The organism is Pseudomonas sp. N040 (assembly GCF_015637705.1).
Taxonomy (GTDB): domain Bacteria; phylum Pseudomonadota; class Gammaproteobacteria; order Pseudomonadales; family Pseudomonadaceae; genus Aquipseudomonas.
This window is the reverse complement of the sequence record NZ_JADOBE010000007.1, coordinates 127523-141723: the sequence shown is the minus strand read 5'-3', so window position 1 is coordinate 141723 and position 14201 is coordinate 127523. Positions and strand designations below refer to the sequence as shown.

Here is a 14201-nt window from a genome sequence, read left to right as displayed (position 1 = left end):
GGGTCTCCTGATGGATTTTTCCAGCGAACATGCGGATGTTGGCGAGTGGGGGCTGATCGAGGCGCTGGTGCTCGACGGGCACGGTTCTGCCCGCCGGACAACCCGGGCGGATCTGGACAGCCTGCAGCTGGGCGAGCAGGAAACACTCTGGCTGCATCTGGACCGCAGCCACCCGCAGGCGCAGCGGTGGTTGCGCGAGCGCAGCGGGCTGAGTGCGTTTGCCTGCGATCTGTTGCTGGAAGAGGGCACGCGACCGCGGGTTGTTCAGCCGGATGCACAGCAGTTGCTGGTGTTCCTGCGCGGGGTCAACCTCAATCCGGATGCCGAGCCGGAAGACATGGTTTCGCTGCGGATATTTGTGGAACAGAACCGGGTCATCTCGCTGCGCATGCGCCACTTGCGCGCTCGCGCCGAGCTGACTGGCGAGCTGGCTGCCGGCAAGGGCCCGGCAACAGCCCAAGGCCTGGTGCTGCGCCTGGCCGACTTGATGACAGACAAGATCGACCCGCTGGTGGCCGAGCTCGCGGAGCTGGTCGACAGCGAGGACGAACAGATCGAGCTCAATGAAGGTTATTCGCCAGACCACACCAAAATGGTCACTGCCAAGCGTCGTTCGGCCAGCCTGCGCAGGTTCCTGGCGCCGCAGAGAGACATCTTCTTCGAGTTGGCCAAGGATAAATTTGCCTGGTTCGTGGGCGAGCAGGCCAAGGACTGGAACGAGCTGGGCAACAGCCTGACGCGCCACCTGGAGGAACTCGAGTTGATTCGCGAACGGGTCGGACTGGTCCTGGAGTCCGAGCACCAGCGCATGGGACAAAGGATGAACCGGGTCATGTACCTGTTCGCCATCGTTACCGGTTTTTTCCTGCCGCTTACGTTTCTCACCGGACTGCTGGGGATCAATGTTGCCGGCATTCCGGGCAGCGACTATCCGCATGCCTTCAAGATCGTTTGCCTGGCCATGCTGGGGATTGGCCTGTTGCAATGGTGGCTATTTCGTCGTTTACGCTTGATGGTCTGATGTGACGCCAGCCAGCGGCGGTGCGTCTAGCCAGACAGTCCTATCCGAGGTGAGCATGCAGGATCCATTCGAAGAATCCCTGCGCAGTCTGATGCGCACGTCCGCAACTGAACATGATGACCGGCGCACGCTGGATCGTGTTTTGCGAACGGCCAATCGCCAGGTCGGCGCCGGCGACCTGTTCAGCCTCGCCGGCCACTGGTTTGAAGCGCTGATGCTTGCCCTGAACAGCGCATCCGAGCATCTTGCTCCGGTATCCCGCAACAGTAACTCTTCCCACCCATCCGACAAGGCTGAATGACTATGGAACACGATCCCTGGACCCAGAGCCTGGTAAATGCGATGAGCACCATGTGGAGCTCGGTCGGGGTGTTCATCCCGCGGCTGTTTGGCGCCCTGATCGTGGTCCTGCTCGGCTTCGTGGTGGCCAAGCTGCTCGATACGCTGTTGTCCAAGCTGCTGGCCAAGCTCGGACTGGATCGCCTGATGGCCGGCGCCGGGCTGACCAAGCTGCTGTCCCGGGTGGGCATCCAGGTCCCTGTATCCACCCTGGTCGGCAAGATCGTCTACTGGTTCGTGCTGCTGATCTTCCTGGTTTCGGCGGCCGAGTCGCTGGGTCTGGAGCGTGTATCGGCGACCCTCGACGTGTTTGCCCTGTACTTGCCGAAAGTGTTTGCCGCCGCACTGGTACTGCTCGCCGGCGTGCTGCTGGCGCAGTTGGCGGCCAGCCTGTTGCGCGGCGCTGCCGAAGGTGTCGGGCTGGACTATGCCAACAGCCTGGGGCGCATTGCCCAGGCCATGGTGATCATCATCAGCATCTCGGTGGCCATTGGCCAGCTGGAAATCAAGACCGACCTGCTGAACAACGTCATCGCCATCGTGCTGATCTCCATCGGCCTGGCGATGGCCCTGGCCATGGGGCTTGGTAGCCGTGACATAGCCCAGCAGATACTCTCGGGGATCTATGTGCGCGAGTTGTACCAGGTCGGGCAAACGGTGCGAGTCGGCGAGGTTGAGGGGCAGATCGAGGAAATTGGCACGGTCAAGACGTTGCTGGTGACGGACAGCGGGGAGATGGTCTCGATAGCCAACCGCTTGCTGCTCGAGCAGTCGGTATCTTCACGCTAGAGCATTGGCCTAGCTGCTAATGTAGTTTGGTGACAGACCGCCTGGCGCGGATCTGCTTACTTCTGACCTGACTGTCGGCCCAACTCCTCTTGAATCAGCCTCAACCCCTGCAAGCGCGCTACAACCCCCGCGACCTGACTGATGAAGAGTTGGTCGAGCGCGCCCGTGTGGAGCTTTTCCATGTCACCCGGGCCTATGAGGAGCTGATGCGGCGTTATCAGCGGACCCTGTTCAATGTCTGCGCGCGCTACCTCAACAATGAACGCGATGCCGACGACGTCTGCCAGGAAGTCATGCTCAAGGTTCTCTATGGCTTGAAGAACTTCGAAGGCAAGTCGAAGTTCAAGACCTGGCTGTACAGCATTACCTACAACGAATGCATCACCCAGTACCGCAAGGACAGGCGCAAGCGCCGGCTGGCCGATGCCCTGGCACTCGAGCCGCTTGATGAGGTGTCGGATGAGCACGCGCCCAAGGCCGAAGGTCAGGGCGGGCTGGATCGCTGGCTGGTGCACGTCAATCCGATCGACCGGGAAATCCTGGTGCTGCGCTTTGTGGCCGAGCTCGAGTTCCAGGAAATTGCCGACATCATGCACATGGGCTTGAGCGCCACCAAGATGCGCTACAAGCGCGCGCTCGACCGGCTGCGGGACAACCTGGCCCCGGAAGATGCTGCAGATTGATGGGCTCAGTCCTTTGCTGCTATTATTACTTGGTTAAAAAGCCATTTGGCTCAATGTCTTAGCAACAACACATGATGGGGAATCTACAATGAACATGCACAAATCCGCAGGCTTGGTACTCAGCGCCTTGATGGTTGCCGTTTCCATGGGCGTGCAGGCGCAAGGCCAGGGCGCTGTTGAAGTGGAGGCTTTTGACCAGTACTACGTCCCGGATAGCAGCCGTGACCTGGGTAATCACGGTGCTCTGCTGGGCGGCTCGCTGGGCTACTACCTGACCGATGACGTTGCCCTGGGGTTGTCCTACGGCGAGTACCACGACATGCGTGGGGAAACTTCCGGCAAGAACATCAAGGGCAGCCTCAGCGCCCTGAATGCCACCTACAACTTCGGCACTCCCGGTGTCGGCCTGCGTCCGTACCTCCTCGCTGGCGTTGCGCACCAGAGCATTGGCCAGGATGCCCGTGGCGGCCGCGACCGCAGCACCTTCGTCGACATCGGTGCAGGCCTGAAGTACTACTTCACCGAAAACCTGTTTGCCGGTGCGGGTGTTACCGGCATGCACAACCTTGACGCTGGCGACAGCGAGTACATGGCCGGCCTGTCGGTTGGCGCCAATTTTGGCGGTGCTGGCAAGAAGATCGAAGAGCCGGCTCCGGCCGCGCCTGTGGCCTGCACTGACGCTGATAATGATGGCGTGTGCGATGACCTCGACAAGTGCCCGGGTACCGAAGCCAACGTGACGGTCGATGCGGATGGTTGTCCGGCGGCCGCCGAAGCCGTGCGTGTCGAGCTGGACGTCAAGTTCGACTTCGACAAGGCGGCGGTCAAGCAGGAAAGCTATTCCGAAATCAAGACTGTTGCCGATTTCATGAACCAGTATCCGCAGACCACCACCACCGTCGAAGGTCACACCGACTCCGTGGGTTCTGATGCCTATAACCAGCAGCTGTCGCAGCGTCGTGCCGATGCAGTGCGCCAGGTCATGGTTGATCAGTACGGTGTAGCCGCCGAGCGCGTCAGCGCTGTCGGTGAAGGCGAGAGCCAGCCGGTTGCCGACAATGCGACTGCTGAAGGTCGTGCGCTGAACCGTCGGGTTGAAGCCAGCGTGGAAGCCCAGGCCAAGTAACATCGGCCTGATCCGGCCGCAGCAATGTGGCCGGGACATAAAAAGCCCCGACTGGTTCGGGGCTTTTTATTGGCTGCTGTTTGTCCGGCCCAGTGGCCCGGCAGTTCCGGCAGCCAACCCTGTGCGGGTCAGCTGCCGGCGCTCAATCAGACAAGCACACCCTGGCTGCGCAGGTAATCGTCGTAGCTGCCGCTGAAGTCCGTGATGCCGTCTGCCGACAGTTCGATGATCCGGGTCGCCAGGCTGGAAACGAACTCGCGGTCATGGCTGACGAAGATCAGTGTGCCGGGGTAGTTCTCCAGGGCCAGGTTGAGTGCCTCGATGGATTCCATGTCGAGGTGGTTGGTCGGTTCGTCCATGATCAGCACGTTGGGCTTTTGCAGGATCAGCTTGCCGAACAGCATGCGGCCCTGTTCGCCGCCGGAGATCACCTTGACCGACTTGAGGATCTCGTCATTGGAAAACAGCATGCGCCCCAGCGTGCCGCGCACCAGCTGTTCGCCGCCTTGTGTCCAGCGACCCATCCATTCGAACAGGGTGGCCTCGTCCTCGAAGTCATACGCATGGTCCTGGGCGTAGTAGCCGAGCTCGGCGCTTTCGGTCCACTTCACCGAGCCGGCATCCGGGGTCAGTTCGCCGACCAGGGTACGCAGCAGGGTGGTCTTGCCGATGCCGTTGGGGCCAATGATGGCCACGCGCTCGCCGGCTTCGACGGTGAAGCCGAAATTCTTGAACAGGATCTTGCCGTCGAAGCCCTTGGCCATGTGTTCCACGGTCACGGCATTGCGGTGCAGCTTCTTGGCCTGTTCGAAGCGGATGAACGGGCTGACGCGGCTGGACGGCTTGACCTCGGCCAGCTGGATCTTGTCGATCTGCTTGGCGCGCGAGGTGGCCTGCTTGGCTTTCGAGGCGTTGGCCGAGAAGCGGCTGACGAAGGATTGCAGCTCGTTGATCTGCGCCTTCTTCTTGGCGTTGTCCGACAGCAGTTGCTCGCGCGTCTGGGTGGCGGCGGTCATGTACTCGTCGTAGTTGCCGGGGAACAGCCGCAGTTCGCCGTAGTCCAGGTCAGCCATGTGGGTGCACACGCTGTTGAGGAAGTGGCGGTCGTGGGAAATGATGATCATGGTGCTGTTGCGCGTGGTGAGGATGTTCTCCAGCCAGCGGATGGTGTTGATGTCCAGGTGGTTGGTGGGTTCGTCCAGCAGCAACACTTCGGGGTCGGAGAACAGCGCCTGGGCCAGCAACACGCGCAGCTTCCAGCCGGGCGAGACCTCGCTCATCGGGCCGAAATGCTGGTCGATGCCGATCCCCAGGCCCAGCAGCAGTTCGCCAGCCCGGGATTCGGCGGTGTAGCCGTCCAGCTCGGCGAACTCGGTTTCCAGTTCGGCCACGGCCATGCCGTCGGCTTCGCTCATCTCCGCCAGCGAGTAGATGCGGTCGCGCTCGGCCTTGACTGCCCAGAGTTCTTCATGGCCCATGATCACGGTATCGATCACGCTGAACTCTTCGTAGGCGAACTGGTCCTGGCGCAACTTACCCAAGCGTACGTTCGGCTCGAGCATCACCTGGCCGCCGGAGGGTTCGAGGTCACCGCCGAGGATCTTCATGAAAGTCGACTTGCCACAGCCGTTGGCCCCGATCAGACCGTAGCGGTTGCCGCCGCCGAACTTGACGGATACGTTCTCGAACAGCGGCTTGGCACCGAACTGCATGGTGATGTTTGCGGTTGAAATCACGGAAATTTTCCCAGAAGAAGCAGGCGCGGCTGCGCAAAAGGGCGCGATTGTAGCCGTTTGCCGCGCTCAGGACATCCGCGACGTGACTACTGGTCGAGCAACAGGCCGATCTGGCGGATCTTCGGCAGGCGGGCGACCACCAGTTGATGGGAGCGCCTGAGCAACTGCTGCAGCTCGCCAGGGCTGGCCTGGTAGGGCGGCGTCAGGCTGATCCAGTGGGCCCGGGCCAGGTAGGGGGCCGGACGCATGCCGGGGCGGTCGCAATAGCCAAGAAACAGGTCGTCATCTACCTTGAAGGCCAGGTTGCCGCTGCCATTCAGGTCGAGCAGGGCAAACATCTTGTTGCCGGCGATGGAAAATACCTGCACGCCACCCCATTTGAAGTCGCTGCGCGCCCCCGGCAGGCTCAGGCAGCAGTCGGCAATCTGTACGGGTGTCATCTGGGCGTCACTCGCGGAAGAAGACCTGGATCAGATGGTAGCCGAACTGGCTCTTTACCGGACCGTGTACTTCACCCAGGGCCTTCTTGAAGATCACCTGTTCGACCGCGCGCACCATCTGCCCGGGGCGCACCTCGCCGAGATCGCCGCCGCGCTTGCCGGAGGGACAGGTCGAGTACTTCCTTGCCAGGACATCGAAGGCTTCGCCCTTGGCCAGGCGCTGCTTGAGTTGCTGGGCCTCGGCCTCGGTCTTGAGCAGAATGTGGCGAGCCATTGCCTTTGCCATCAGGGGGTCCTCAAAATTGCCAGTGGCTATTGTGCCAGCATTGTCGGCAGCAGCAGAATGGCGCCTGTTTTCAGGCCAGCCAGACGCTGCTGATCAGTACTGCGCCAGAGTCGCCTCATCAAGCCTTTACCGACGGAATTGCACCCAATGGATCTCCCCTCGATGCTCAGAGTCCTGGCCAGCCAGGATGGTTCCGACCTTTACCTGTCCACTGGCGCGCCGCCCTGCGCCAAGTTCAATGGCGTGCTCAAGCCGATCAGCAATGAGACGCTCAAGTCCGGCGATGTCGCCGCCATCGCCGCCAGTATCATGGACAGCGAGCAGCGCATCGAGTTCGAGCGCGAACTGGAAATGAACCTGGCGATCTCGATCGCCAATGTCGGTCGTTTCCGCATCAACATCTTCAAACAGCGCAATGAAGTGTCGATCGTGGCGCGCAACATCAAGATGGAAATCCCTACCTTCGAGGACCTCAAGCTGCCGGAAGTGCTGCTCAAGGTGATCATGGAAAAACGTGGCCTGGTGCTGTTCGTCGGTGCCACCGGCTCGGGCAAGTCGACCTCCCTGGCGGCACTGATCGACTACCGCAACCGCAACAGCAGCGGCCACATCATCACCATCGAGGACCCGGTGGAGTACGTGCACCGGCACAAGAAGTCGATCATCAACCAGCGCGAAGTCGGGGTGGATACCCGCAGTTTCCATGCGGCGTTGAAAAATACCCTGCGCCAGGCGCCGGACGTGATCCTGATCGGCGAGATCCGCGACCGCGAGACCATGGAACACGCGCTGGCTTTCGCCGACACCGGGCACCTGGCGATCTCCACCCTGCACGCCAACAACGCCAACCAGGCGCTGGACCGGATCATCAACTTCTTCCCCGAGGAGCGCCGTCCGCAGCTGCTCAGCGACCTGGGCAACAACCTCAAGGCCTTCGTTTCCCAGCGCCTGGTCAAGACGGTGGACGGCAAGCGCCGCGCCGCCGTCGAGGTGCTGCTGGGTACCCACACGGTGCGCGATCTGATCAAGCGTGGCGAGTTGTCCGAGATCAAGGAGATCATGGAGAAGTCGCGCAACCTGGGCATGCAGACTTTCGACCAGGCACTGATCGAACTGGTCCGCGAGGGTGTGATCGACGAAGAGGAAGCGGTAAAGAACGCCGATTCGGCGAACAACGTGCGCCTCAAGCTCAAACTGTACAAGGAGGATCCGGCAGCGCTCGCCGTACCTGCCGTTGCCGTTCCCGCCGCGCCAGCGGCGGCCGGCTGGGGCATGGAATTGAAGCTGGAAGTGTTGCCCGAGGAAGATCCGGAGGAGCCCGGGCGCTCGTTCTGAGCTGCCCGCTGCAGCCGGTAGCCGCCTGCAGTTCTTCGAAGCTGACGCCTTCGGCCAGTTCCACCAGTTGCAGGCCCGTGTCGGTCACATCCAGCACCGCCAGATCGGTGATGATGCGGTCGACCACGCCAACCCTGGTCAGCGGCAGGTCGCACTGCTTGAGGATCTTGTGCACGCCACCCTTGGCCGTGTGCTCCATCAGCATCACCACGCGCTTGACCCCAGCCGCCAGCTTGCAAAAGGCGCCGGTGACGACTCACCATTGGCTCTGTGCCGTCAGGTCGCGGCAACCGCGCGGGACCGCCTTGCATGGCATGCAGCCTGGGAGCATTCCTGCACAGCATCAAAATCCTGGGGGGAGTCCGCACATCTTGACCATCAAACAGATCGCCTCGGCGCTGAAGATCCGTCTCCTCAGCGGTATCCTGCCAATCCGGCCGCAACTGCTGCCCAGGGATATATTTGCCGGCCTGACCCTGGCTGCCGCGGGCATTCCGCAGGCCATGGGCTACACCAAGATCGCCGAAACACCGGTGGTGACCGGCTTCTACACACTGCTCCTGCCCCTGCTGGCGTTTGCCCTGCTGGGTGGCTCGAGACGTCTGGTGGTGGCTGCCGACTCGGCCACGGCGGCTATTCTGGCGGCCTCGCTGATCAGCCTGGCACCGGCCGGAAGCGCCGAGTACGTGGGACTTGCCAGCCTGGTGGCGTTCGTCGTCGGGCTGCTGCTGCTTGCAGCACGTTTCCTGCAATTGGGCTTTCTCGCCGATTTCCTCTCGCGCAGCGCGATTGTCGGCTTCATGACCGGGGTCGGCGTCCAGGTGGCCTGCGGCCAACTGGCCGGTCTGTTTGGCTTGCATAACCTGAGCCGCGAACCTTTTGACCAAGTCGTTTCAGTCATGCAGCGCTTGCCTGATCAAGGGCATTGGCTGACTGCCACCATATCGCTGGCGGTTATTCTGATAATTCTCGCTTTCCGGCGTCTGGCTCCAAAGGTTCCGGGTGCATTGCTGGCAGTAGTCGGCATGATCAGCGCCAGTCATTTCTTCAATCTGGCCGGGCAGGGAGTGGAAGTGGTCGGGAGTATTCCCAGCGGTTTGCCAACGCTTTCATTGCCTGCTCTGCATTGGCCACACGTGCATCAACTGCTGACCACCGCCGCAACCTGTTTTGTTGTGATCATCGCGCAAAGCGCGGCCACTTCGCGTTCCTATGGCATGCGCCACAGTGAACGGGTCGATGAAAATTCCGATCTGGTGGGGCTTGCCGGAGCCAATGCAATGGCGGCATTGAGCGGCACTTTTGTGGTGAACGGCACGCCAACACAAACCGAACTGGTCGATGGCGCCGGCGGCCACAGCCAATTGGCACAGGTGACCACGGCACTGGTGGTGATGCTGGTATTGCTGTTTCTGACTGGCCCTTTAGCTTCAATGCCGATGGCAGTGCTGTCTGCTATTGTGTTTCTGGTCGGCTTCAAATTGATCGATATCGCTGGCCTCAGGGATATCTACCGGTTTGAACGGTCAGAGTTCTACATTGCACTGGCGACCGGTTTGACCGTTTTGGTGTTCGACATAATGGATGGCATCGCCGTCGCGGTAATCATGTCGCTGGTTGCCCATGTAAGGCATACCTATGCGCCGCGCACCAGTGTGCTGCGCAGCGATGATCAGGGCCATTTGCAGCCAGTCAAGGTGGCTGCAAATGTGTATGCCGCCAAGGACATCATTGTTTACCGTTTCGAGGCCAACCTGTTTTATGCCAACGCCGGCCGCTTCATGGAGGAGGTGGTGCATCTGGCAGAAAGGAGTTCATCCGAACTGCGCTGGATTGTGATCGACGCCACCGGTGTGAATGACATTGACTATTCGGCGGGCAAATCGCTGATCCAGCTCAATAGCGAGTTGCATCGCCGAAATATCCGGTTGGCGTGCGTGGCCACTTCTCGGGGGGTGCTGGAGGAAATAAAGCGCTACTCCCAGACAGGCAAATCAGCAGAAGGCACGCAGCTGATCTTTGAGTCAGTCGAAGCCGCGCTCCAAGCCCTGAAGCCGACAGTCGACAGCCAATAGAAGGGTTGATTGCGGAACACACATCACCGCAATCAACTGCGTTGGCTTATTGCTGGATCGGGCAGCCGGTAGCTGCTTGTAACGCCTCGAAGCTGACCCCTTCGGCCAGTTCTACCAGTTGCAAACCGTTGTCGGTGACGTCCAGCACCGCCAGATCGGTGATGATGCGGTCGACCACGCCAACCCCGGTCAGCGGCAGCTCGCACTGCTTGAGGATCTTGTGCACGCCGCCCTTGGCGGTGTGCTCCATCAGCACCACCACGCGCTTGACGCCGGCCACCAGATCCATCGCGCCGCCCATGCCCTTGACCATCTTGCCGGGGATCATCCAGTTGGCCAGATCGCCGTGCTCGGACACCTGCATGGCGCCAAGGATCGACAGGTTGATATGGCCGCCGCGGATCATCGCGAAGGAGTCGGCACTGTTGAAAAAGCTGCTGCCGGGCAGGGTGGTGATGGTCTGCTTGCCGGCGTTGATCAGGTCCGGATCGACTTCATCTTCCCGTGGAAACGGGCCGATGCCGAGCAGGCCATTCTCGCTCTGCAGCCAGACATCCATACCTTCTGGAATGTAGTTGGCGACCAGTGTCGGCAAACCGATACCGAGGTTGACGTAGAAACCGTCCTGCAATTCCTGTGCGGCGCGCTGCGCCATCTGTTCACGAGTCCAGGCCATGCTCAGGCGCTCCTTACGGTACGTTGTTCGATGCGTTTTTCCGGGCTGCTGTTGAGCACAATGCGCTGCACATAAACCCCGGGCAGATGCACCTGATCAGGTTCAAAGGTGCCGGTCTCGACGATTTCCTCGACCTCGACCACACAGACCTTGCCGGCCATGGCCGCCAGCGGGTTGAAGTTGCGCGCGGTCTTGCGGAACAGCAGGTTGCCGGAATGGTCGGCCTTCCACGCCTTGACCAGCGACACGTCGGCGGTCAGTGACAGCTCCATCACATACCACTCGCCATTGAACTGGCGGGTTTCCTTGCCTTCGGCGACCAGCGTGCCGTAGCCGGTCTTGGTGAAGAAGGCCGGAATACCGGCGCCACCGGCACGCAACTTCTCGGCCAGGGTGCCCTGCGGGGTGAAGTCGAGCTTCAGCTCGCCAGAGAGATACTGGCGCTCGAACTCCTTGTTCTCGCCGACGTAAGAGGAAATCATCTTGCTGATCTGCCGGGTAGCCAGCAGCTGGCCGAGGCCGAAGCCATCGACGCCGGCGTTGTTGCTGATCACCGTCAGGTTGTTCTTGCCGGTGTCGCGCAGGGCGGCAATCAGCGCCTCGGGGATGCCGCACAGGCCAAAACCGCCGACCGCCAGGGTCATGCCGTCTTCCACCAGCCCCTCAAGGGCTGCAGCCGCACTTGGGTAGATCTTGTTCATGGAGGCGTCTCGCTGTTGGGTCAAAGGAGTTAGGCGCACACCCGGGCGTGTGCCACCCGGGAACCATTGCTGCGGCCGAGCAGGCTGCAGATGCGCTGGCCGGCGGCAATCAACTTGTCCAGATCAATACCGGTCTGGATGCCCAGGCCGTTGAGCATGTACAGCACATCTTCGCTGGCTACGTTACCGGATGCGCCCTTGGCGTACGGGCAGCCACCGAGGCCGGCGACCGAGCTGTCGAACACGCTGACGCCCTCCAGCAGGCTGGCGTAGATATTCGCCAGGGCCTGGCCGTAGGTGTCGTGAAAGTGACCGGCCAATTTTTCTCGCGGAATCTGTGCGGAGACCGTCTCGATCAAGCGGCGTGTTGCACCGGGCGTGCCGGTACCGATGGTGTCGCCCAGCGATACCTCGTAGCAGCCCATGGCGAACAGTTCAGCCGCCACGCTGGCCACCTGGGCCGGGTCGATTGCACCCTCGTAGGGGCAACCCAGCACGCAGGACACATAGCCGCGCACACGGATATCGTTGGCCCTGGCCGCTTCCATTACCGGGATGAAGCGATCCAGGCTCTCCTTGATCGAACAGTTGATGTTCTTCTGCGAGAAGGCTTCGGAGGCGGCAGCAAACACCGCCACCTCACGCACGCCAGCTTGCAGCGCGCTTTCGAAGCCCTGCAGGTTGGGTGTAAGCCCGGCGTAAGTAACGCCCGCCTTGCGCTGAATCTGCGCGAACACCTCAGCGCTGCCGGCCATCTGCGGCACCCACTTGGGCGAGACGAAACTGCCGACCTCGATGTAGGACAGGCCGGCGTCGGTCAGGTCGTCGACCAGGCGCACCTTGTTGGCCACCTCAATCGGCTGCTTCTCGTTCTGCAGTCCGTCACGCGGACCGACTTCGACCAGGCGGACATGGCTGGGCATTGTCATCTTGTGCATCTCCGTGTGGGCGTGGTTTGTAGGATGGGTTGAGCCCTTGGGCGATACCCATCGCTTGGGTGCACGGTCGATGGGTATCGCTGCGCTCCACCCATCCTACGTCAGTGAAGCTCAGGCCTCGCCCAGTTCCACCAGTGCGCTGCCTTCGCTGACCATGTCGCCTTCGGCACAGAACAGCGCCTTGACCGTGCCGGCGTGGGCGGCACGGATGCTGTGTTCCATCTTCATGGCTTCCAGCACCACCAGTGCGGTGCCGGCTTCCACCTGCTGGCCGACTTCCACCAGTACGCGGACGATGCTGCCGTTCATCGGAGCCGTCATGCCACCGTGCTGATGATGGCTGGCCTCGACTTCAGCAATCGGGTCAACCCGCTGCACATCCAGCAGATCGCCCTGCCATTCGAGGAACAGGCTGTTGCCGCGACGGATAGCCAGGTGCTGGCGGCGCAGGCCATCAGACTCAACCACCAGTTGCTCATTGCGCAGAATCGCGCGGCTCTGACCGTTGTGACGCAGGTGTAGCAGATGGTTTTCAGCATTGCATTGCAGGTGCAGATCAATTTCGGCCGGGCCGCAGGCGCGCCAGCCACTGTTGCCCGACCAGGGCGAGTGCGGATCGTCGGCGCGGGCACGCTGGGCATCACTCTGCAGCATGGCTTCGCCGGCCAGTTCCCAGAACGCCGCCGGCAGTTCAGTGGGCGCTGGCAGCAGTTGGGCTTCGTGGCGCGGGATAAAACCGGTATCCAGCTCGGCCGCAGCAAATGCCGGGTGGGCGAGGATGCGTTGCAGGAAGCCGAGGTTGGTCCTGAAGCCGCCGACCGCGGTTTCGCCAAGCATGGCCAGCAGGCGCTGGCGGGCTTCTTCGCGGGTTTCGCCCCAGGCGATCAGCTTGGCCAGCATCGGGTCGTAGAACGGCGATACCTCGTCGCCTTCGGCCACGCCGCTGTCGACCCGGCGGCCCGGGCCGGCAGCAGCTTCACGATAGAGCTTGAGCGTGCCGGAAGCGGGCAGGAAGTCCTGCGCCGGATCCTCGGCATACAGTCGCACTTCGATGGCATGGCCATGCAGCGGCACCTGTTCCTGGTTGATCGGCAGGGCCTCGCCGCGCGCCACGCGGATCTGCCAGGCCACCAGGTCGAGGCCGGTGATGGCCTCGGTGACCGGATGCTCGACCTGCAGGCGGGTATTCATCTCCATGAAGAAGAACTGCCCGCGTGCATCCAGCAGGAACTCCACGGTGCCGGCACCTACATAGCCTATCGCTTGAGCCGCCTTCACCGCCGCCTCGCCCATGGCCCGACGCAGTTCCGGGGTCAGCCCTGGCGCCGGCGCTTCCTCGACCACTTTCTGGTGGCGGCGCTGGATCGAGCAGTCGCGCTCGTTCAGGTACAGGCAGTTACCGTGGCTGTCGGCAAACACCTGAATCTCCACATGGCGCGGCTTGAGCACGTATTTTTCCACCAGCATGCGCGCGTCGCCGAACGACGACAGCGCCTCGCGCTGGGCCGAGGCCAGGGCTTCGTCCAGATCAGCCTCGCGCTCGACCACTTTCATGCCCTTGCCACCGCCACCGGCGGCGGCTTTGAGCAGCACCGGGTAGCCGATCACTTCGGAGGCGGCGCGGAAGGTTTCCAGATCCTGCGCCTCGCCGTGGTAGCCGGGCACCAGCGGCACGCCGGCGGTTTCCATCAGGGCCTTGGCGGCGGATTTGCTGCCCATGGCATCAATGGCAGAGGCGGGCGGGCCGAGGAAGATCAAACCGGCTGCCTCGATGGCGCGGGCGAAACCGGCGTTCTCGGAGAGGAAGCCGTAGCCCGGGTGGATCGCCTGGGCGCCGCTGGCCTTGGCCGCAGCGATGAGCTTGTCGATCAGCAGGTAGCTGTCGGCCGGCTTGGCTCCGCCCAGGTCGACGGCGATATCGGCTTCGCGGACATGCCGGGCATTGTGGTCGACGGCACTGTGTACGGCCACGGTGGTCAGGCCCAGGGCCTTGGCAGTACGCATCACGCGGCAGGCGATCTCGCCGCGGTTGGCCACCAGAAGAGTGCTGATCATT

The 14201-nt window shown here is 61.9% G+C and carries 14 protein-coding genes and 1 pseudogene; 7 read left to right on the top strand and 8 right to left on the bottom strand.

Features of this window, described 5'->3' with window-relative positions:
* The first annotated feature begins 10 nt into the window (after positions 1 to 10).
* The 5 genes from ISX93_RS11915 (at position 11) to ISX93_RS11895 (ending at position 3958) form a co-directional block, all read left to right on the top strand.
* A complete protein-coding gene (locus ISX93_RS11915; protein WP_195778941.1) occupies positions 11 to 1021 on the top strand; it encodes a zinc transporter ZntB in 1011 nt (336 codons plus the stop codon).
* A 55-nt stretch (positions 1022 to 1076) separates the two neighbouring features.
* Positions 1077 to 1322, top strand: a complete 246-nt coding sequence (locus ISX93_RS11910) for a CrfX protein (RefSeq protein WP_195778940.1) — start codon at positions 1077 to 1079, stop codon at positions 1320 to 1322.
* Positions 1323 to 1324: 2 nt separating this feature from the next.
* Positions 1325 to 2149 (top strand): mechanosensitive ion channel family protein, encoded by an 825-nt coding sequence (locus ISX93_RS11905; RefSeq protein WP_195779029.1) that lies wholly within the window; start codon positions 1325 to 1327, stop codon positions 2147 to 2149.
* A gap of 89 nt (positions 2150 to 2238) precedes the next feature.
* A complete protein-coding gene (sigX, locus tag ISX93_RS11900) occupies positions 2239 to 2832 on the top strand; it encodes an RNA polymerase sigma factor SigX (RefSeq protein WP_195778939.1) in 594 nt (197 codons plus the stop codon).
* An 88-nt stretch (positions 2833 to 2920) separates the two neighbouring features.
* Complete coding sequence (locus ISX93_RS11895) at positions 2921 to 3958, top strand: OmpA family protein (protein WP_195778938.1); 1038 nt, start codon at positions 2921 to 2923, stop codon at positions 3956 to 3958.
* A 146-nt stretch (positions 3959 to 4104) separates the two neighbouring features.
* On the opposite strand, the gene ISX93_RS11890 is transcribed toward ISX93_RS11895, so the two are convergent.
* The 3 genes from ISX93_RS11890 to ISX93_RS11880 form a co-directional block, all read right to left on the bottom strand.
* Positions 4105 to 5694 (bottom strand): ABC-F family ATPase, encoded by a 1590-nt coding sequence (locus ISX93_RS11890; protein WP_195778937.1) that lies wholly within the window; start codon positions 5692 to 5694, stop codon positions 4105 to 4107.
* Between the two features lie 86 nt (positions 5695 to 5780).
* On the bottom strand, positions 5781 to 6134 hold the full coding sequence (locus ISX93_RS11885) for an MmcQ/YjbR family DNA-binding protein (protein ID WP_195778936.1): 354 nt from the start codon (positions 6132 to 6134) through the stop codon (positions 5781 to 5783).
* 7 nt (positions 6135 to 6141) lie between these two features.
* Complete coding sequence (locus ISX93_RS11880; protein WP_195778935.1) at positions 6142 to 6420, bottom strand: peptidylprolyl isomerase; 279 nt, start codon at positions 6418 to 6420, stop codon at positions 6142 to 6144.
* 147 nt (positions 6421 to 6567) lie between these two features.
* Here ISX93_RS11880 and ISX93_RS11875 point away from each other — a divergent pair, with 147 nt between their 5' ends.
* Entirely contained in the window at positions 6568 to 7755 is a 1188-nt protein-coding gene (locus ISX93_RS11875; RefSeq protein WP_195778934.1) for a PilT/PilU family type 4a pilus ATPase, read from the top strand.
* A gap of 10 nt (positions 7756 to 7765) precedes the next feature.
* On the opposite strand, the pseudogene ISX93_RS17140 reads toward ISX93_RS11875, so the two are convergent.
* Positions 7766 to 7987 (bottom strand): annotated as a pseudogene (locus ISX93_RS17140) (CoA-transferase); the annotation flags it as partial.
* A gap of 139 nt (positions 7988 to 8126) precedes the next feature.
* On the opposite strand from ISX93_RS17140, the gene ISX93_RS11870 reads away from it, so the two are divergent.
* Entirely contained in the window at positions 8127 to 9830 is a 1704-nt protein-coding gene (locus ISX93_RS11870) for a SulP family inorganic anion transporter (protein ID WP_219841025.1), read from the top strand.
* Positions 9831 to 9876: 46 nt separating this feature from the next.
* Here ISX93_RS11870 and ISX93_RS11865 read toward each other — a convergent pair whose 3' ends face one another.
* The 4 genes from ISX93_RS11865 to ISX93_RS11850 form a co-directional block, all read right to left on the bottom strand.
* Positions 9877 to 10506, bottom strand: a complete 630-nt coding sequence (locus tag ISX93_RS11865; RefSeq protein ID WP_195778933.1) for a CoA transferase subunit B — start codon at positions 10504 to 10506, stop codon at positions 9877 to 9879.
* 2 nt (positions 10507 to 10508) lie between these two features.
* Positions 10509 to 11207 carry a CoA transferase subunit A gene (locus tag ISX93_RS11860; protein ID WP_195778932.1) on the bottom strand — a complete coding sequence of 233 codons (699 nt, stop codon included), beginning with the start codon at positions 11205 to 11207 and terminating at the stop codon, positions 10509 to 10511.
* Between the two features lie 29 nt (positions 11208 to 11236).
* Positions 11237 to 12136, bottom strand: a complete 900-nt coding sequence (locus ISX93_RS11855; protein ID WP_195778931.1) for a hydroxymethylglutaryl-CoA lyase — start codon at positions 12134 to 12136, stop codon at positions 11237 to 11239.
* 120 nt (positions 12137 to 12256) lie between these two features.
* Positions 12257 to 14200, bottom strand: coding sequence for an acetyl/propionyl/methylcrotonyl-CoA carboxylase subunit alpha (locus ISX93_RS11850; protein WP_195778930.1), 1944 nt, complete (start codon positions 14198 to 14200; stop codon positions 12257 to 12259).
* Position 14201 lies beyond the last annotated feature (1 nt).